This is a genomic window from Vibrio sp. 10N.261.55.A7, assembly GCF_002877365.1.
Lineage (GTDB): Bacteria > Pseudomonadota > Gammaproteobacteria > Enterobacterales > Vibrionaceae > Vibrio.
The window spans coordinates 1-19292 of record NZ_MCWZ01000073.1; the positions used below are offsets into that span (position 1 = coordinate 1).

Sequence of the window (19292 nt, forward strand, 5' to 3'; positions counted from 1 at the left end):
ATATTAAAGTGGGCTCTGGCAGCTATTTCACGTTCCTAAACTCTATGGCTGATAGCTTTATTGAGTGTCTTGTAAAGTAGCCAAACGTACATTTAAAAGTACAAACTAAAACACACTTTGTTATAAGGGTTACTGAATAACTTTTCTCATTCCTATACACTTTACAAAATAATCGCCGCAAAATAACTATGACCACTAAGTTCGAAGGCTTATCGCCACGAGACTTAGTGCGTCAACTGAATAATATGGCGTAGCGACACACGGATTTTGCTGCTGAAAGGGTATAGTTTGCTATCACGTTTCGTCTTTATTTTGTCTTGTTTGCTGATGTCTTATACAGCGACCGCTATCGACATCTCCCCATCTGTGTTTTATCCATTGTCGACGCAAGCCGAAGGGCGTGTTATTGCCGCAAAAAACCTGTACTTAAGCAATGAAGGTGGGCTTTGGATACATGACGTTCACGGCCGCGTTGTTTTCTATGATGGTAAAAACATTCTTCCTAGACGTGGCTCGGTTCTAGACTTTACTGCAGAGCAACTTGTCTATTTAGATCAACATTTTTGGTCGTATGTTGATAATGAAATATATCGAACCGCCCCAAATAAGCAGAGAGAATTAGTTTTTAGCTTAACCCCGGGTTCTTCTATCCAATCTATCGGTGCATCTGAACGCTTTATCTGGGTTGCAGATGAGCGTAATTTCTACTCCTATCATATCGATTCCGGTGAATTCAGTTCTTTTTCGTTAATGGAGTTGTATCAATCCACTCAGATGAGTCGAGTCTCTATCAACGATGCAAAGAAAATACGCTCCAAATGGGTGCTAGCGACTAACTCAGGTGTGTTTTTGTCTGGAGATTCCGGTTTCTCGCATGTGTCCGCATCGGGCAGTAAACATATCGAAACACTGTATTACTCTCAGTCTCGGAGCGAGTTGGTTATAGGATCACGTTCGGGCGCTACGATCATCAATATTAAAGAACCTAATGGCGTAAACCAAATACTCGACAAAAAACATATTCTTTCGATTATTGAAGCTGGAAACGAATATTGGATTGGTACAGAAACGGGATTGTATGCGTTCAACCACCAGTCAGGTTTAACGTATGAACTACAAAGTGGTGTTAGTCCAAAATATGAATTAGATGGACAAAAAATCTACGCATTAGTTAACGACGGAAAAATGGGGATATGGATAGCGACGGAACAGGGTATCCGATATTTCTCTGAGTACAGTAACAAGTTTCGCAGAGTGCCTAAGCATTTACTGACGTACAACAACGCGAGTGAAACCCTAACAAAGATCGTCAAAAACGAGAATAAAGAAGGGTATTGGTTAATCTCCAACAGAGGCCTTTACCTCGTCTCTTTAGGTGAAACGCCTACGAGAACACTCATCTATTCAGACAGTCAGGTGTTTGACCTTGTTGAAAACCAAGAAGTACTCATTCTGGCTACCTCTACTGGTCTTGTCTGTATTGATATAAAAACTGGCGATGTGATTGAGAAAGATGGTTTGCCCAGATCTTTAAAATCTCAGGCTATAGAACAGTTGGAGATTGGCAACGACGGCACCATCTGGGGAGTGACTGAATCGACACTTTGGTCATTTAATTCCGCCAGTATTGGCCTTAAAAATTATGAAGATCAATGGATGGTAAGCAGCTTTATGCCTGCTAAAGTTACTCTGTTGAGAGCAACTCAAACGTTGGGTTTACTGATTGGTACGGATCATGGGCTGTATCAATTAAAGAATGAAAAGATACGTTTTTTCAAAGATAGCACTCAGTTTGGGCATGTTGTCGCGATTAAAGAGGTCGAAGAAGATGTCTGGGTTGCTTCGACATATGGGCTCTATCGAATCACGGATCGAACGGTGTTCTCGCAACCTATCCCTTTAATAGAACAAAATATTAGCCCTAAGTGTCTTATTCGAAGTCGTCATGGTGTTTGGCTAACTTCTTCGGCAGGACTCACCTTCTATGACACATCAGGCTCGATTGTTAAACACGTCGGGGCACCTTTTGGTGTTCTGAACAATGAGTTTGTTTCTAGCCTATGCGACCCGAGTAATGATGGGGTCAATGGCCTTTTGTTAGGCACGGTCAGCGGGCTTATATCGGTTAATGAAACGTTGCTATTGAATGCGCCTTTACCGAGTTACCAAGTCCTTTTCAGCCAAATTAATGTCAATCAAAAAACAATATCACTAGGGAACAAACTGCCAGAGCGTTTCACCATTAAGTATGGGGATTCCATCAGTTTTCAAGTAGGAATCATTCCTTGGAGTCACAGTGAGCAATTGTACTACCGACTTAACTTCGAGAAAGAGTGGAGTGAGTTTGAAGGGCATTTACTTTCTTTTGACCATTTGATGCCAGGTACTCATACCTTAGAGATCAAACGAACGTCATTAACTGGCGTAAGCAGCGATGTCATCCAACAAGTCTTCACTGTTTCAGAGCCTTGGTATTTATCACGTTGGGCAATCGCTGGTGGTGTTCTACTCGCTTTAGTTTTGTTAGGCGTGGCCTCATTCTGGCGGTCTCGCATTGTTGCAGCATCGAATAAAGTATTGAAAGCTAAAGTGTCTTTGAAGACAAACCAACTACGACATCAGAGCCGAATTCTACTGACCAACAATCAACAGCTGAGAAAACAATTAGAAGTGAGGCACCTTATTTTTAATCAAGTTATCACTTCAGTGCAGGACAACTTGTCTAACTTAGCGAGGAATAATCAAAGAGAGCGCTCTTTATCGTCTCAAGATGTTATTCAATTGGTATCGAAAGAGTTAGAAATACTCAGAGATGTTAAAAGTAATGGGAGTGGTACTAAACAGATATTTGACCTTTCTCTCGTTGTATCTACCGTCCTATCGGGGTGGGAGTCAGAGTTCGCTAAGTCTGGAATAGCCACTCAATTTATATGCCGTGAAAAGGACGTATTGGTTGAGTTACATAGCTTCAATCTAGATGTCGTGCTAAACACTATGCTAGATAGTGTTCTAGAAAGAGGCTTTAAAAACCAAGATGTGCTTGTCGAGCTATCCATAGAGGGCAATCTCGCTTCTGTAAAAATGATTGATTCTGGTCGAGAGTTTCCTGACATAGAGAAATATGACCAAGCGACATCACTTGACCTTAGTATTTATAATCTGCCTGCGTTGGTTTCTGAGAGTGGTGGGCAACTCAAATATTACGTCTCTAAGGAGCGAAACCTCATTGAGGTCTCTTGGCCGTTAGTAAATAACGCAGAAGAAGAGTTACCTTCAGGTGATGTTGATGTGACAAAAACGGTTGATGCTAGCAAAGAAGACCGGAGTTGGGTGACCAAGGTTGAAAGCCTTCTTGCTCAACACTATGCCGATCCCGATTTCGGTACAGCAACGGCGGCAAAGCTGCTGTTTATTTCAGAACGAAGTCTTCAACGCCGATTCAAAACCAGCCACGGACGAACGTTCAAAGAAACACTCAATGAATATCGCTTAGACAAAGCGGTTAAGAAATTACTGGCCGGTGAAAAGGTTTCCGATGTCGCGTTTGACTGCGGCTACAACGACCCCTCTTACTTTAGCCAACGCTTCAAACATCACTTTGGTGTTCCCCCTTCTCAGTTTGTCGACGGTTATACCAACACGACCGATAAATAGAGCTCAATTTTCACTCTGCCTCTCGAATGGTAAGTTCAGGGTGTTCTTTGGGCTCTCAACGCTCACCTTTACACGTTTAATCCCAATCTATTTGCAGAAACTAAATTGTCGCGCTCTGCTGCTCTCTAGACCGTATTGAGAGATCTTCGCTTAGATATCTAGATAGCGGGATCTGCGAATTGGGGCGTATTTGAGGTTGTCAGTTAGGGTATATGCGTACCGGATCTGTAGAAAATGATGTAAAAATTTCAAGTGGAAGCTGAGTTATTGAAAGAGTGGTTTACGGAGGGGAAGAAAAAAATTCGTGGCATAGCCGGGGGACTATACCACGGGCGTCAATGACACCTTCGCTTGCTGCCGGAGTGATATAGCCAAGCTATACCACCTCTGGAATTTGTTTAGAGGGAATACCTCTCGACGTGGTTAACTATAAAATACCCTACTTATTTTACTTATAAAAATAACGACAACTTACTGTAAGAAAACCGACAGTTTCTCTGTATTTTCTTTAAGTTGTTGTTGTTGCTGGATTTAATTTCATTTTCTTCGTTCTTTGTATTATTGATTCAGATTTTAACTGTGAGTTGGAATGTAGATATTAACGTTTTTGACGTGTTGAAAATTTACGTTTTTAACGGTGTCATTTATGGAAATATTGATTTCACACAATATGTATCTGAATGTTTCGGCATAGAATTGCTATCACAAATAATAATCCTTCTCATTAGCATTGTGTGTGTTGAATATGAAACTATCTGAACTTGAACAAGGTGAGAGCGCTGTCATTCAGTCGTTCCAATCGTTGTCACTAGAAACTCGAAAGAAGCTTATGGTCATGGGGGTGTTACCGAATACACCCGTGACATTGTTACGTCGTGCCCCTCTTGGTGAACCTCTTCAAATCGACGTGCGCGGTGTTTCTTTAGCCTTAAGAGAAAATATTGCGGCTGCTGTCTTAGTGGAGAGAAAAGCATGAGCTATCAAATTCTAACGGTCGGTAACCCGAATAGCGGAAAGACAACGCTATTTAACGCATTAACCGGTGCTAAGCAGCAGGTCGGTAACTGGGCTGGTGTCACGGTAGAAAAGAAAACGGGTGATTTTTCCCATGCAGGGGAAACATTCAATCTCACGGATTTACCCGGTATCTACGCGTTAGACAGTGGCAATGACGAAAACAGTATTGATGAATCCATCGCATCAAAAGCGGTGTTAACACATTCTGCGGATCTGATTATTAACGTGGTTGATGCCACGTGCCTTGAACGTTCGTTATACATGACTCTTCAATTAAGAGAGCTTGGACGTCCAATGATTGTTGTTTTGAATAAGATAGATGCCTTATTGAGAGATGGTCAAAAAGTCGATGCGAAAAAGCTAGAGCAGAAGCTAGGTTGCCCCGTTATGCTGCTGTCAGCTAACGATCGCAATCGAGTGTCAGAGTTTAAAGAGCGATTGCACAAGACTATCGTACAAGGCGTGGCTCTGCATACGCTCAACCTTGATTACAGTTCTGAATTTGAAGAGTGTATTTCTGACATTGAACCTATTTTCTCTGATGAAACCGTTACGGCAAGATCGCTGTCAATTAGAGCGCTCGAAAATGATCGATTGGTTCTTAATAGTCTAAATGACCAAGACCGATTGAAAGTCGCTGAGGTGCAAAAGCGCTCAGCCATTGATATTGATTTGCTCGTTGCAGATACTAAGTACACACATTTACATGAGCTTGTTAAACAAGTTAGAAAAACGAAAGGCAAACTCAGCCATAGCTTCACAGAAAAAGCAGACAGTGTCATTTTGAATAAGTGGGTTGGTATTCCTTTTTTCTTTTTCGTCATGTACTTGATGTTCATGTTCTCAATTAACATCGGTAGTGCTTTTATCGATTTCTTCGATATTGGTGTCGGTGCTCTATTAGTTGATGGCGGGCACTATTTATTGGATGACCACCTTCCTGTTTGGTTAGTGACACTATTGGCCGATGGTGTGGGAGGTGGTATTCAAACGGTTGCTACATTTATCCCTGTGATTGCGTGCCTGTATCTGTTTTTAGCCGTCCTTGAAAGTTCTGGTTATATGTCTAGAGCGGCGTTCGTTTTAGACAAAGTGATGCAGAAAATAGGCTTACCTGGTAAAGCGTTCGTGCCCTTAGTGTTGGGTTTTGGCTGTAATGTGCCATCAATCATGGCAACGAGAACACTAGACCAGGAAAGAGAACGAAAACTGGCCGCTTCAATGGCACCGTTTATGTCCTGTGGTGCGCGTCTACCTGTTTATGCCTTGTTTGCGGCTGCGTTCTTCCCTGATAGCGGTCAAAACATTGTATTTGCACTTTATTTGCTTGGAATCGTAGCGGCTGTTTTCACCGGTTTAATCTTAAAGCACACCATTTATCCAGGTTCTAGTGATAGCTTAATCATGGAAATGCCAGATTATGAATTTCCGACACTGCAGAATATTCTGATCAAAACCTGGCAAAAACTGAAACGTTTTGTACTCGGGGCAGGAAAAACCATTGTTATCGTTGTTACTATCTTGAGCTTTTTCAACTCGTTGGGAACAGATGGAAGCTTTGGTAATGAAGACAGTGATACGTCTGTTCTATCTAAAGCATCGCAAGTGGTCACCCCTGTATTCGCTCCGATTGGTATCAATCAAGACAACTGGCCGGCGACGGTGGGTATCATTACGGGCATTTTCGCGAAAGAAGCAGTCGTAGGTACGCTAAACAGTTTGTACACATCTTCAGAAGAAGAGGTCAGTGAGTATGACTTAATGTCTAGCCTTGAAGAAGCGGTTATGTCGATTCCTGAAAACCTCGTTGGTATTAGCTACTCTGACCCACTTGGAATTGAAGTCGGTGATCTGACAGATATGGATTCGGTGGCAGACGAGCAGGATGTGGATACATCAATATTTGGTAATCTAAAGGCGCACTTTGTCTCTGGCCATGCTGCGTTTGCTTACCTCATTTTCATCTTGATATACACGCCATGTGTGGCTGCTATGGGGGCTTATGTCAGAGAATTCGGCCATAAGTTCGCAAGATTCATTGCTGTTTGGACTATGGGGCTAGCCTACGGAAGTGCCGCACTCTATTATCAAGCTTCACAGATTGTCACCCAGCCGCTGACTAGCTTGGCTTGGATTGCATCTATTTTGGCATTGGCTTTTATTTGCTATGGATACTTGAAGCGTAGAAGTGATTCGCCACAGCTTGTGGAGAAAACGGTATGATTCTTTCTGCCCTATTTGAATACATTTCCGAACATGGAACATTAAGCCGAAGCAAGCTTGCTAGCAAGTTTTTGATGAGTGAAGATGGCGTGGATGTGATGCTTAATGTTTGGGTGAAGAAAGGCAAAATAAGTCGGATGATCGATACCAATAAGCATGGCGAAATCACTCAAGTTCGATACAAACGAAATGAATTCGACAGCTTGTCTATGACAGTCACGATGTAGCTGTTTGGAATTGCTCACCCTTAATAATGCCGCTATCGCTAGCGGCATTTCTCATTGTTTAAATGGTGTCTAAACCGAGAGATTAATGAGCAAAAGGGCTGAACAAAGTGCTGAGTGAAAGCACATTCTTGATTCGTGTTACCATTTCGTGTTGCTCGTCGTCATCTCTGAAGACGCCTTTAGTGTTACCCCAAATAGGCCCTGGCCATGCTTCATCACTTTCAAATCGGGCAATATGATGAATGTGAAGCTGAGGAACCATATTACCAAGAGCGCCTAAATTGAGTTTATCTGGCATGAAAGTGGCTTCTAGTGCTTGGCATACGGCTTGAGATTCGTAAAGAAACTGCTGCTGCTCTTTCATCGTGAGATGGTGGAGTTCTTTCAGAACAGCACGTTTAGGGACTAAGATGACCCAAGGTACCGCCTTATCTTTATGCAAAAGCGCTAATGAAAGTGGGAATTCACCGATAACGCTGGTGTCTTTCATTAGTTGAGGATGAAGTTCAAAACTCATTGTCTTTCCTTAAAACCGCCAAACGTTAACTCGGCGTATTGTACTATTTGAAACGTATTAAGCTGTTGTGATGGGATCACTACTTGCTTGTCGATGATCTTCTGTACTGGGTTCACGGCTAAGCATTAGAGTACCACCTATTAATAATCCCGCTCCAACAAACTGCCATTTCGTCAACTCAACATCAAAAGCAACCCAGTTGATAATAACCGCTGCAACAGGGAAAAATAATTCCGCTATTGTGGCATAACGTGCGGGCGTTGTTGCAAGGCCACGATAGTAAAGGTACATCCCCAAAAGGCCAGATAACAACACCATGAAGATAAGATTGGTGAAGTCTGGCTTGGAAATAACAAAGCTTTCATTGAACCCAAGCATAAGCATACACAGAGTCACAAAGGCAACACTAAAGCGACCTGTCATGATCTGCAGTGTACTGTAGCCCATTAAACTCAGTTTCTTACCGTAAACAATGGACGATCCCCAAGCTATGACGGCAATAAGAGCCGACGCATACCCCAATATAATGGCCATGATCTGAGGGTTATAATACCAAGTTGTACTTTGTTGAGTCAGCGCAAGTATATCGGGAGCAATCATAATGACGCTCCCAACCAGACTCACGGATGCCCATATAATGAAATGCCGCTGAAGCTTTTCTTTGAGCAAAATAACAGATAATGAAATCGCAATGATAGGCTGCAATTTCTGCAACAAGATAACCAGGGTTGGATTCATTAGAGTGAATGCCTTAGTAAAGGCGAGCGTGCCGATAGCGGAACCAAATACGCCAATAAGCATGAAAGCAAACAGACTGCCTTTGATATAGCGGAAACGGTGCTTAGGTAGCAGCAGTTGTATGGTTATCGCAATGGCGATTAATACGACATGTTCGAAAAAGACGATTTGTAGCGTACTGTTTTTTTCTAAAAGTGGATAACGAATCAGTGTGTCTGCAGCCCAAAGACTTGCAGCAATCATAATTAAGATAATACCTGCCACGAGGATCTCCATATGTTGTATGAAAAGATAAACGTAAACAGAGCATAAGAGGTAAGGCAGCCAACCACACAGCTCACGATATAGTCGTGCGCATATGACAAAAAATCACCACGGTAACAAACTGAATATAGTCTGCTACGGCAGTGTTATTTTCGCTGACTGTACTACTTCTTTCATCCGGACTATAACCGTCGGCTCTGGATTCACACCAGATCTGCTTGTCCTTCAATCTTCACACGATACAGCAACGACGAAACGTCGAGGTGTAATCTTGGGAAACTGCGATTGAAGCGCTCGTGGGCTTAAGTTGTGCAGTACGGGGTGTATTGCATCAATCTCTTACCACCGGTGGGGAATTTCACCCCGCCCTGAAGTAACATTCATACAGTAATCAAATAGAATACTGAGAGCAATAGCATCAGGTGATAAAAAGCAAAAAGGGCCGCAATCGCGACCCTTTCCATTAATCGAGTTACGAAACTCTGATTACATGCGCTCTAGTGTGTCGATACCTAGAAGCGATAGACCTTGCTTGATCGTCTTCGCTGTCAGTGCAGCAAGCTTCAGACGGCTCTGCTTAACCGCTTCGTTTTCTGCTACTAGGATAGGGCATGCTTCGTAGAAACTAGAGAATTGACCAGCCAATTCGAACAGGTAGCTACACATGATGTGTGGTTGACCTTCGCGAGCAACAGACTGCACCGCTTCTTCGAATTGTAGAAGTTTCGCGATAAGCGCTTTCTCTTTCTCTTCAGTGATTTTTATTTCACCTTCAAGAGAGTCCATAGAAACGCCAGCTTTAGCAAATACAGAAGCCACACGAGTGTATGCGTACTGCATGTAAGGCGCTGTGTTGCCTTCGAACGCAAGCATGTTGTCCCAATCGAACACGTAGTCAGTCGTACGGTGCTTAGAAAGGTCTGCATACTTAACCGCTGCCATTGCAACCGTGTTCGCGATCGATTTCTTCTCGTCTTCTGCAAGTGTCGGGTTCTTAGATTCGATCAGCTGCGCCGCACGAACTTCTGCTTCATCAAGAAGATCAGCAAGACGAACAGTACCGCCCGCACGAGTCTTGAATGGTTTACCGTCTTTACCTAGCATCATGCCGAATGCGTGGTGCTCAAGAGAAACAGATTCTGGGATGTAATCGGCTTTACGAACAATAGTCCAAGCTTGCATTAGATGCTGGTGCTGACGTGAGTCAATGAAGTAAAGGACACGGTCTGCGCCGAGCTCTTCAAAACGGTATTTTGCACACGCGATATCTGTTGTTGTGTAAAGGAAGCCGCCATCACGTTTTTGGATGATAACGCCCATTGGGTCGCCATCTTTGTTTTTGTATTCGTCTAGGAAGACAACTTGTGCGCCGTCATCTTCTTTCGCAAGACCTTGCTCTTTTAGGTCAGCAACGATAGTTGGCAGCATGCTGTTGTACATGCTTTCGCCCATGACGTCATCACGCGTTAGAGACACGTTTAGACGATCGTAGTTGCGCTGATTTTGAATCATGGTTACGTCAACAAGCTTCTTCCACATCTCTGCGCAGAACTCGTCGCCGCTTTGCAGCTTCACTACGTAACCACGTGCTTTAACTGCGAACTCTTCGTCTTCATCGTAAAGCTTTTTAGATTCACGGTAGAAGCCTTCAAGGTCAGCAAGTTCCATTGAAACTTCGCCAGACTCAGCCTGAACGCGCTCAAGGTTCGCGATAAGCATACCGAATTGAGTACCCCAGTCACCGATGTGGTTAGCACGGATAACGTTGTGGCCTAGGAATTCAAGAGTACGAACAACCGCATCACCGATGATCGTTGAACGTAGGTGACCCACGTGCATCTCTTTTGCAACGTTTGGCGCTGAGTAATCCGCAACAATTGTTTGTGTTTCTGCTACTGCAACACCAAGGCGAGAATCAGCCAATGCTGCGCCTGCTTGCTGTGCTAGGAAAGCTTCATCAAGGAAGATGTTTAGGAAACCTGGGCCTGCGATTTCAACTTTAGAAGCGATACCGTCTAGGTTTAGAACGTCCAGTACTTTTTGAGCAAATTCTCGAGGGTTAGTGCCTAGTCGCTTAGCAACGCCCATCACGCCGTTTGCTTGGTAGTCACCAAATTGTGGTTTTGCAGATTGGCGAACAGCCGCAGGAGATCCTGCTGGTGCGCCAGCGGCTTCTAGAGCCTGAGATACTTTGTCATTAATAAGTGCTTGGATATTCACACGAGTTTCCTTCAATTCAAGGATGATAAGAGTGGTTGTTATTTTATGGTCACTAATCGAGCTAAATAGACGCCTAGTTAACGATTTAATGACGAAATGAACAACAGACTCTGTTTAAGTTCACAAAAATGGCGGTAATCATACCAATTTTGTGTGGCTTCTTATAGGTCGAATTGATAGAAAATGAACATTTCCAGTGGTGTTTTGTGCAAACGACTTTCAGCAAGAAGAGTTTACCGGTTTATGGTACTCAGATAGCGTGCCCGTAGAGTGTTATTTGCAAAAGCAACGCTTGTTGAAGAAAGCAAAACTGATAACATGCAGCCATTAACTGGAGAACACAGACAATGACGATGAGCCTGAAGCAAGCCGAACTCGAACCACAACAAATGATCGCACGCCTTGATGCCTTTATGGCGAAAATCGAGAACCTAGGAGATACGTTAGGTTTGGACTTAAGCTTAGCTCAAGCGGATCATATTGCGTTAAGAATCAATGAGACGGAACTGGCGAAATCGGCTCATCAGGCATGGTCTGAATACGGTTCTACGATTTCAGAAGCGATGATCAATGGTCGACCAATTGTGGTGTTGGCGTTCGATGAACCGTTGCAAAGCCTTGGTTGGAAGATTGAATGCTTAGAGTTGCCGTACCCAGCGGAAGGCAAGATATACCCTGGCCAAGATTGGGAACACGTTGAGTTCGTGATTCCATCTCACGCGCAAACCGCTGATGAGTACCTAGCGGATCTACAAGAGACCTACCCACTGTTTGCAGCTAGGTTCGATACCTTGTCGGCGCAAGGCATTAAAATAAAGCTCTCTAGCCCGAAAGGCGAGGGTGAACGATTGAATAACCCAACCGTTGCGTTTAAACATAAAGGGATTTGTATCAAACTACACCCTCATTCACTGAAGAGAATCGTCGAATCAGAGCGTAGTTAACATCTGGGATTTACCGTGCAAGAGATGAGCAATTTTGGCGATGAGTGAAGCTAGCCAAGATTGCAATCTTTGGGCCTTAGTTGGAATTCTCTAGTGGAACCGATCTCTTGGCCTAAGTTCAGTGTTTCTTCTTCTTCGTGAGCATTTCCTTGAGTATGCATGATCAAACGATTCGCCGTTCTTGGTTTAAGCTCGTTAACAACGAAGCGAATCATATCGCTACGAGTGAGTTTTTTGAGTTCTTCTAGCACGGTTTCTCTTTGGTTGAACTCCACATCTTTGTTGCCAATCGCAACCCATAGCCTTTGAGCGCGCCCACGCAATGTAGCATCTGGCGTTGAAATCTGATTCCAAAGCCCTTTTTTACTGCTATGCCATTGATATTCATTAAGTTCGAGCAACACCATATAAAACGCATTGAGAAACTCATCGATGGAGCTAATTAGATCAATTGGGGCAGCATTGGGGGATTGAACGTACAGGACGATTCCAGGATGTCGATTCAGTGGCATGTTGCCTGTGCCAACCATGTAGCCTAGTTGTTGTTTGGTTCTAATTTCATGGAAAAAGGTGGCTGACATCAGGTGATTAGCTAAAGAGTAGAGTGCAATACTTTTTGGGTGTGTATCTTCACACTGATAATAAACAACAATGGCCGAATCATCCTGATTACACTTCACTTCTTTTTGGAACGTCCCATTTTCGCCAAGCATAACGAGCGGACGAAGAGATTCTTCATAAGATTGATCACTTACTCGCAGTGCATTCTTTAGAGTATTGGCTAGTGCAAGTGAAGCCTGTTTCGTCCAGTCACCGTAGACGAACATTTCAACATGCAGTTCACTAAGGATATCGTTAACGAAGGCAGAAAGCTCATCGACTTCAATCACCTCTAAAGCTTCAATAAGAGCAGAGTAAGGTGGGTTGTTAGGCTGTAAAATGCCGGTTATTGCATTGAAAAGCTGAGAAATAGGTCGATCTTTAGCTGAGTTTCTCCAACTACGCAAAAGTTGTTGTTTGATGGACTCAAAGCGTTCAGGGTTAAATTGTCGCGCCGCAAACTGCTCTAGAATCATCTCCAATAGGTGCGCTTGCTTTTGACTGAAACCCGAGATAGAAAGCGTGACGCCACCTTGGTGGCAGTACAGGTTGTAGCTCATTCCCGCTATCTCAGCTTGATAGGTCTCTTTAATCAGAGAATCCAAGAACATCTCCACACAAAGGCGGGTTTTCACTATGTTACTCGGCGTGGCGACTGAGTGTGGGCTATCTATTGCAACGTAAATAACCCCTTTTGGCACTCGAAACTGACTGTCTTGTAAGTGCCAGAGCGTAAAGCCTTCCTGTTGTTCTATTATTTCTGGAATATCGCTGTATTTCTCGACGTCTTGAGGATCAAGGTCGTAGCAAATGAACTCGTTTCTAGGAGGCAACGTTAACGCACTATTTTCCAGTGGTGTATTGAATTGGATACTTTGCTCACTAGTGACAGGCTTGATTGAATAAGGCGTGTCATACCATTTGGCGGTTTTGTCATAATGGCCACCTTTCGCAATGATGGTGATACGCGCATTATCGGAAGTAAACTTACTCAGCAAAGAACGAATTAATGGCTCATCATATTGGCTCATCATATAGTCACCATAAATGACGTCTTGCTCAGCATAATGTTGCATGTTGATGACGAGATGGCTTGCGAGATCCAGTGGCGTCGTCGGCTCTTGGAATCGAAAGGCAGATTCTAGAACCGCTTGCTTCTCATTGTAACGCCACTCGTCAAAGCCACTGTCTTCGATCAAAGCAATATACTGAAATATGCTCTGAATGATTTGGTCGGTATTTTCTAGGCCATCGGTTGTTAGCGTGCAACTGACCGTAAACTCGCGGTAGTTGTCACCACTGACGCCGCCTCCTGCTGACAGCGACGTGACCAAGCCTTGGTCTTTAAGAGAAAGCATTAGGCTGCCTTCACCTTCATAACCTAATAAATGCGCCAAATAAGAGAGAGGTTTCGAATGATAATACTGATTGATACTTTCTAAAGGAAAAGCGACAACGAGTTTTCTGAGTTCTTTTACTGGCTCAACCTGTACAACAATATTGGTGCTACCGTCGGCTACGTAGGGGATGGATATAGACTTACTTTTGAGCTCATTGTTAATCACAGCGGTGAACTTGTCAGCGGCCAGTTTTTCCAACTCATCTAAAGAGTGGTGGCTCACTAAGGTTAGCGTCATTAAGTCGGCAGAATAGCACCGTTTGTAAAAATCGATAATTTCATCGCGAATTGAGCCATCACTGCGATCGCTCAGAGTATCAACGTTTCCAACCGAAAATTTAGCAAAGGGGTGAGCGGGATTCACTGTCTCTTTATGGACTTGATACAATCGCCTGGCATCATCCATCAGCTTCAGTTTGTATTCAGAATCAACCGCTTCTCGCTCTTTCTCTAAGGCATCAGAATTAAACAATGGATGCGTGAAAAACTGACTAAACCGATCTAACGCAGAAGAAAAAGCGTTTGGGGCGACATCAAAAAAGAAGCAAGTATGTTCTGTGCCTGTCCAGGCGTTATTATTGCCACCATGCTGATTGATATAACCTTGAAATTCGCCAACATTTGGGTATTTTTCGGTTCCAAGAAATAGCATGTGTTCTAGAAAGTGCGCCAGCCCCTCTCGCTCAATAGGGTCATCGAAATGGCCAACTTTTACGGCCAGGGCTGCCGCAGATTTTTGCGCACTATGATCGTGAACGAGTAAGACTCTTAACCCATTAGATAACGTGATATAGCGGTAGGTGTTTGTATCATTTGGGCTTAAGTGCACAATGAATCTCCATTTCGACGAGCGCTGGAATTTAGTGTCAATTGATCGCTAAATTGTAATAATTCGATAACAAGTATGACTGTAGAAAACCGCTCCTGCAAACCTTGCTGAGAGAACAATCATTATAAACGTTACTTAAGTCTCGGATTTCAATAGATTGTTAGAAAAACCAACGTGTTTAGCAAGGTACTTGATATAATTATTTGTATAAGTAAAAAAGGATAAAGCAGCTGTAGACTGCAAATTAATCCGTCTATATTTTAGAACCTAGGAATGTATTAGGAATTGCCATAATGAAAATTTTTATCATGCGTCACGGTGAAGCTGAGCATTTTGCTTCTTCTGATGCGGAAAGAGCGCTAACGAACGGTGGGCGTACGGCATCTATTGCGGTCGCGAATGCAAGTAGTAAGCGTGGTTATTCTCAGTTTGATAAAGTACTGGTCAGCCCTTATTTAAGAGCGCAACAAACTTGGCAATCCATCAGCCAGGAATTTAGTAGTAATAATGTAGAGACATGCGATGACATCACACCATATGGGAAGTCAGGCCAAGTCTTTGATTATATTAATGCGTTGATGGATCTAGAAGATCTCGAAACAGTGTTATTGGTGTCGCATCTACCGTTAGTGAGTTATCTCACCGCCGAATTTGCTACTGATATTGTTCCGCCAATGTTTCCTACGTCAGGATTAGCTTGTATCGAGTTTGATCCAAAAACACAACAGGGAAGCTTGCTATGGAACATTCACCATTAGAGTCGCGGTGAACTGCCCCTTTGGCTTGCCGACCGGTACTAGCCAAAGTATTTGAGCTCGGGTGCCAATGCCACTTAGGTACCCTTATCAAACTTGTCATTTATTATCTATACCTTCCAATCAAGCCATAATTTTGACGTAATCAATGGACTAAATCTTGCATCCATCAAGTAACTTATTAAAAGAACGCTATTTTTCGACACTAGGTTACTAGCAAATCTATGAAATTTACTCTCCCATTTGCGGATAAATTGCCAAATATTCCACAGCGAAGCTTGCCAGCTATTGGCGCTCCAGTCATGGTATTGGCTACGCTTGGAATGATCGTATTACCTATTCCTGCGTTTATCCTCGATATTTCATTCACGTTCAATATTGCTCTAGCAATGGTTGTTCTTTTAGTCACCGTCTACACTCGAAGACCTCTAGACTTTGCTGCGTTCCCTACTGTACTACTTATCGCGACTCTATTACGTTTGGCCCTCAATGTCGCCTCAACTCGAGTCGTTCTATTATATGGCCATGAAGGGCCAGGCTCGGCAGGTAAAGTGATCGAAGCCTTCGGTAACGTTGTTATCGGCGGTAACTATGCTGTTGGTCTCGTCGTGTTCCTAATATTGATGATCATTAACTTCATGGTTGTGACAAAGGGTGCCGGTCGAATCTCAGAAGTGAGTGCTCGTTTTACGCTAGACGCTTTGCCTGGTAAACAAATGGCGATTGATGCTGACCTTAATGCGGGGCTGATTGATCAAGACCAAGCAAGATTGCGTCGCTTTGAAGTGACTAAAGAAGCCGATTTCTACGGCTCAATGGACGGTGCATCTAAGTTTGTTAAAGGGGATGCCATTGCCGGGATCCTGATACTGTTTATCAACATTATCGGTGGATTAGCGATTGGTATGGCGCAATACGATCTTGGCTTCGGTCAGGCGATTGAGATCTATACCTTATTGACCATCGGTGATGGTTTGGTTGCTCAAATCCCCTCGCTGTTGCTATCAATCGGCGCAGCAATGATGGTGACTCGCCAAAATACCGACGAAGACATGGGGCAGCAAGTTGTCTTCCAAATGTTTGATAACCCTAAGGCTTTGACGATCACAGCGGTCATATTGGGGATTATGGGTATTGTGCCGGGAATGCCACATTTTGCATTTCTATTGTTGGCCGCACTGGCCGGCGGCAGTGCCTATTTGATTATACGTAAGCAGAAAAAAGAGAAAGAAGAAGAGACGAAACTACCCGCAACGATCGAAAGTGAATCGTCGACACCAAAGGAGTTGTCGTGGGATGACGTGCAGCCGGTTGATATCATTGGTTTAGAAGTTGGCTACCGTCTGATACCGCTGGTCGATAGAGATCAGGGTGGTGAGTTACTTGAACGTGTGAAAGGTGTTCGTAAAAAACTGTCTCAAGATTTCGGTTTTCTGATTCCAGCCGTGCACATAAGAGATAATTTAGAACTGACTCCAAATAGCTACCGTATCACTTTGATGGGGGTCGCTGTTGGCGAGGCGGAGATTCGTCCAGATCAGGAGCTAGCGATTAATCCTGGTCAAGTTTATGGCATGATCGAAGGTGAACATACCATTGACCCTGCATTTGGTTTAGAGGCTGTCTGGATTAAAGAAGATCAACGTGAACATGCCCAAGCTTTAGGGTACACCGTTGTTGACTCATCAACCGTACTAGCGACCCACCTAAGTCAGTTACTGACCAATAATGCGTCTCAACTCATTGGTCACGAAGAGGTTCAAAACTTGATGGAAATGTTATCAAGAAGTGCACCGAAGCTAGTCGAGAATTTTGTACCTGATCAATTGCAGTTAGGTACGGTTGTGAAAGTACTGCAGAACCTACTGAACGAAGCGATACCGATTCGTGACATAAGAACAATTGTTCAAACTCTGTCGGAATATTCGAGCAAAAGTCAAGAACCTGACATATTGACAGCTGCAGTTCGGATTTCACTGAAGCGACTAATTGTTCAAGAAATCAATGGTATAGAGCCAGAGTTGCCAGTGATTACGTTGATTCCTGAGCTGGAACAAATATTGCATCAAACTATGCAGGCGTCAGGTGGAGAGTCGGCAGGAATTGAGCCAGGGCTTGCGGAAAGACTGCAAAGCTCATTAAGCCAGGCGACTCAAGAGCAAGAACTCAAAGGTGAACCCGCGGTGTTGTTAACATCCGGTGTACTGCGCTCAACTCTTGCTAAATTTGTTAAGAACACCATCCCATCATTGAGGGTGTTGTCTTATCAAGAGATTCCAGACGAGAAACAAATACGAATTGTACAAGCGGTCGGAAATTAGTCGCCAGCTTAAATTATTCAAATATGGACATAGACTTTGAAAATTAAACGATTTTTTGCCAAGGACATGCGTTCTGCACTGCTTCAAGTTAAAGAAGAACTTGGTGCGGATGCGGTTATCATGTCTAACAAAAAAGTCGCTGGTGGTGTTGAAATTGTCGCGGCTGTGGATGGCGCTGAACAAGCGAGTCGTCAATCAACGAACAGTCAGTCAGCGACAAACTACAGTTCTAGGCCGCGAAACGAACAAACACAGGCTGCAACAGCAAAACCTCAGCCAACTCCAAGACAGCTTGCAAGCGATAAAGTGAGCCTACAAACGGGCGCGAATGCTGGCAAGTCGATGACTAAGCGCTTTGCTAACATGCTAAAGCAATATAGTAATGGCGAAGAAGAGCAGGAGCATCGCTCTGAAAATGAAGACTCTCTTACCGCATTGCTAAAAAGACAGCGCAGCGCACAAGCAAACAATGCCGGCCATGCTAACTCTTCTTCTCAGCCCAATAGAAGCAGAGGAGAGCACTCAAATAGCCTTCTCTCCGATCCGGAATCGCCGCTTGCAAAATTAATTGCGCAAGATCGAGATGCAGAGAGAGCGAAGCCTAGGCTAGATCCTACCCGTTACGATAGAGCGCGACGCGATGAAAAAAGCGTGGACAACGAAGAGCTTGAAGGCATGCGCGAAGAGATGACGTCGATTAGACGCCTCCTTGAGCACCAAGTCTCTGGCCTTATGTGGCAAGAGGTTGAACGACGCGAACCGCTTCGTGCCATGTTGATTAAACGACTTGAGAGAATGGGCGTTTCTTTAGAATTGGCTGATCAATTAGCATGCTACATACCAGAAGATACGGCGCCGCCTAAAGCATGGAAAGCCCTGCTAGGTTTAGTGGCTGATCAGATCCCTGTTGCAAAAACGGATATTTTAAAACGTGGCGGCATTGTTGCACTTTTAGGCCCTACAGGGGTTGGCAAAACAACAACCATCGCGAAGCTCGCGGCTCGGGCGGCGATGGAGTACGGGTCAGACAATGTCGCGCTAGTCACAACGGATACATATCGAATTGGTGCTCATGAGCAACTATCGATTTACGGTCGAATCATGGGGTGTCCTGTAAGAGTTGCTAAAGATTCCAATGAGTTAGCCGATGTAATATATCAGTTACGAAACCGGCGTCTAATTCTTGTCGATACAGCCGGTATGGGACAACGAGACGTTAGGTTATCCGAGCAACTGGATACCTTAATGCAGGAAAGTGGCGAGGTGATACACAGTTACTTGGTATTACCCGCAACCGCACAAAGAAAAGTTTTACAAGAAACCATAGAGCACTTCAGAAGAATACCGCTCTCTGGTTGCATCATGACTAAGCTGGATGAATCACTTAGTTTAGGTGAATTTTTAAGTGTAATCGTTCAAAACGCGTTACCTGTTGCGTACATCGCGAATGGGCAACGAGTGCCTGAAGATATTGTTCTAGCACAGCCAAAATACATGGTGGCGAAAGCGAACGAACTACTTGAGAAGTCGACAGACAATGAGCCTCACTACTGGAATAGTGACTCAGCGGAGGGGCTCTAGGCG

The 19292-nt window shown here is 43.9% G+C and carries 12 protein-coding genes and 1 riboswitch; of the genes, 8 read left to right on the forward strand and 4 right to left on the reverse strand.

From position 1 onward, the window contains the following. The first annotated feature begins 288 nt into the window (after positions 1–288). The 4 genes from BCU12_RS05775 to BCU12_RS05790 all read left to right on the forward strand — a co-directional run bounded on the left by BCU12_RS05775 (position 289) and on the right by BCU12_RS05790 (position 7121). Positions 289–3654: a helix-turn-helix domain-containing protein gene (locus BCU12_RS05775; RefSeq protein WP_241909754.1), complete on the forward strand. Its 3366-nt coding sequence runs from the start codon at positions 289–291 to the stop codon at positions 3652–3654. Positions 3655–4399: 745 nt separating this feature from the next. Further along, positions 4400–4630 carry a FeoA family protein gene (locus BCU12_RS05780; RefSeq protein ID WP_102403402.1) on the forward strand — a complete coding sequence of 77 codons (231 nt, stop codon included), beginning with the start codon at positions 4400–4402 and terminating at the stop codon, positions 4628–4630. Continuing rightward, on the forward strand, positions 4627–6894 hold the full coding sequence (gene feoB, locus BCU12_RS05785; RefSeq protein WP_102403403.1) for a Fe(2+) transporter permease subunit FeoB: 2268 nt from the start codon (positions 4627–4629) through the stop codon (positions 6892–6894). Before BCU12_RS05780 ends, feoB begins: the two co-directional genes overlap by 4 nt. Beyond that, positions 6891–7121 (forward strand): FeoC-like transcriptional regulator, encoded by a 231-nt coding sequence (locus tag BCU12_RS05790; RefSeq protein WP_102403404.1) that lies wholly within the window; start codon positions 6891–6893, stop codon positions 7119–7121. The genes feoB and BCU12_RS05790 overlap by 4 nt, the downstream gene beginning before the upstream one ends. A gap of 82 nt (positions 7122–7203) precedes the next feature. Here BCU12_RS05790 and BCU12_RS05795 read toward each other — a convergent pair whose 3' ends face one another. The 3 genes from BCU12_RS05795 to argS form a co-directional block, all read right to left on the reverse strand. Further along, positions 7204–7638, reverse strand: a complete 435-nt coding sequence (locus BCU12_RS05795) for an HIT domain-containing protein (RefSeq protein WP_102403405.1) — start codon at positions 7636–7638, stop codon at positions 7204–7206. Positions 7639–7695: 57 nt separating this feature from the next. Next, entirely contained in the window at positions 7696–8640 is a 945-nt protein-coding gene (locus tag BCU12_RS05800; RefSeq protein WP_102403406.1) for a DMT family transporter, read from the reverse strand. A gap of 161 nt (positions 8641–8801) precedes the next feature. Next, positions 8802–9020: riboswitch (FMN riboswitch) on the reverse strand. A gap of 106 nt (positions 9021–9126) precedes the next feature. Next, a complete protein-coding gene (gene argS / locus BCU12_RS05805; RefSeq protein ID WP_102403407.1) occupies positions 9127–10860 on the reverse strand; it encodes an arginine--tRNA ligase in 1734 nt (577 codons plus the stop codon). Positions 10861–11207: 347 nt separating this feature from the next. Between argS and BCU12_RS05810 the strand changes: the two genes are divergently transcribed. After that, positions 11208–11804 (forward strand): VOC family protein, encoded by a 597-nt coding sequence (locus BCU12_RS05810; protein WP_102403408.1) that lies wholly within the window; start codon positions 11208–11210, stop codon positions 11802–11804. A gap of 50 nt (positions 11805–11854) precedes the next feature. Here the strand turns inward: BCU12_RS05810 and BCU12_RS05815 are convergent, their stop codons facing one another. After that, entirely contained in the window at positions 11855–14632 is a 2778-nt protein-coding gene (locus BCU12_RS05815; protein ID WP_102403409.1) for an insulinase family protein, read from the reverse strand. A gap of 293 nt (positions 14633–14925) precedes the next feature. Here BCU12_RS05815 and sixA point away from each other — a divergent pair, with 293 nt between their 5' ends. The 3 genes from sixA (at position 14926) to flhF (ending at position 19289) form a co-directional block, all read left to right on the forward strand. Beyond that, positions 14926–15390: a phosphohistidine phosphatase SixA gene (gene sixA, locus BCU12_RS05820; protein WP_102403410.1), complete on the forward strand. Its 465-nt coding sequence runs from the start codon at positions 14926–14928 to the stop codon at positions 15388–15390. Between the two features lie 221 nt (positions 15391–15611). Continuing rightward, entirely contained in the window at positions 15612–17708 is a 2097-nt protein-coding gene (gene flhA / locus BCU12_RS05825; RefSeq protein WP_102403411.1) for a flagellar biosynthesis protein FlhA, read from the forward strand. Positions 17709–17744: 36 nt separating this feature from the next. Further along, positions 17745–19289 carry a flagellar biosynthesis protein FlhF gene (flhF, locus tag BCU12_RS05830; RefSeq protein WP_102403412.1) on the forward strand — a complete coding sequence of 515 codons (1545 nt, stop codon included), beginning with the start codon at positions 17745–17747 and terminating at the stop codon, positions 19287–19289. The last annotated feature ends 3 nt before the right edge of the window (positions 19290–19292 follow it).

Excerpts from the sequence above, each read along its gene's own strand:
- BCU12_RS05780 (WP_102403402.1), top strand. The coding sequence starts at position 4,400 with ATGAAACTATCTGAACTTGAACAAGGTGAGAGCGCTGTCATTCAGTCG.
- feoB (WP_102403403.1), top strand. The coding sequence starts at position 4,627 with ATGAGCTATCAAATTCTAACGGTCGGTAACCCGAATAGCGGAAAGACA.
- BCU12_RS05790 (WP_102403404.1), top strand. The coding sequence starts at position 6,891 with ATGATTCTTTCTGCCCTATTTGAATACATTTCCGAACATGGAACATTA.
- BCU12_RS05795 (WP_102403405.1), bottom strand. The coding sequence starts at position 7,638 with ATGAGTTTTGAACTTCATCCTCAACTAATGAAAGACACCAGCGTTATC.
- BCU12_RS05810 (WP_102403408.1), top strand. The coding sequence starts at position 11,208 with ATGACGATGAGCCTGAAGCAAGCCGAACTCGAACCACAACAAATGATC.
- sixA (WP_102403410.1), top strand. The coding sequence starts at position 14,926 with ATGAAAATTTTTATCATGCGTCACGGTGAAGCTGAGCATTTTGCTTCT.
- flhA (WP_102403411.1), top strand. The coding sequence starts at position 15,612 with ATGAAATTTACTCTCCCATTTGCGGATAAATTGCCAAATATTCCACAG.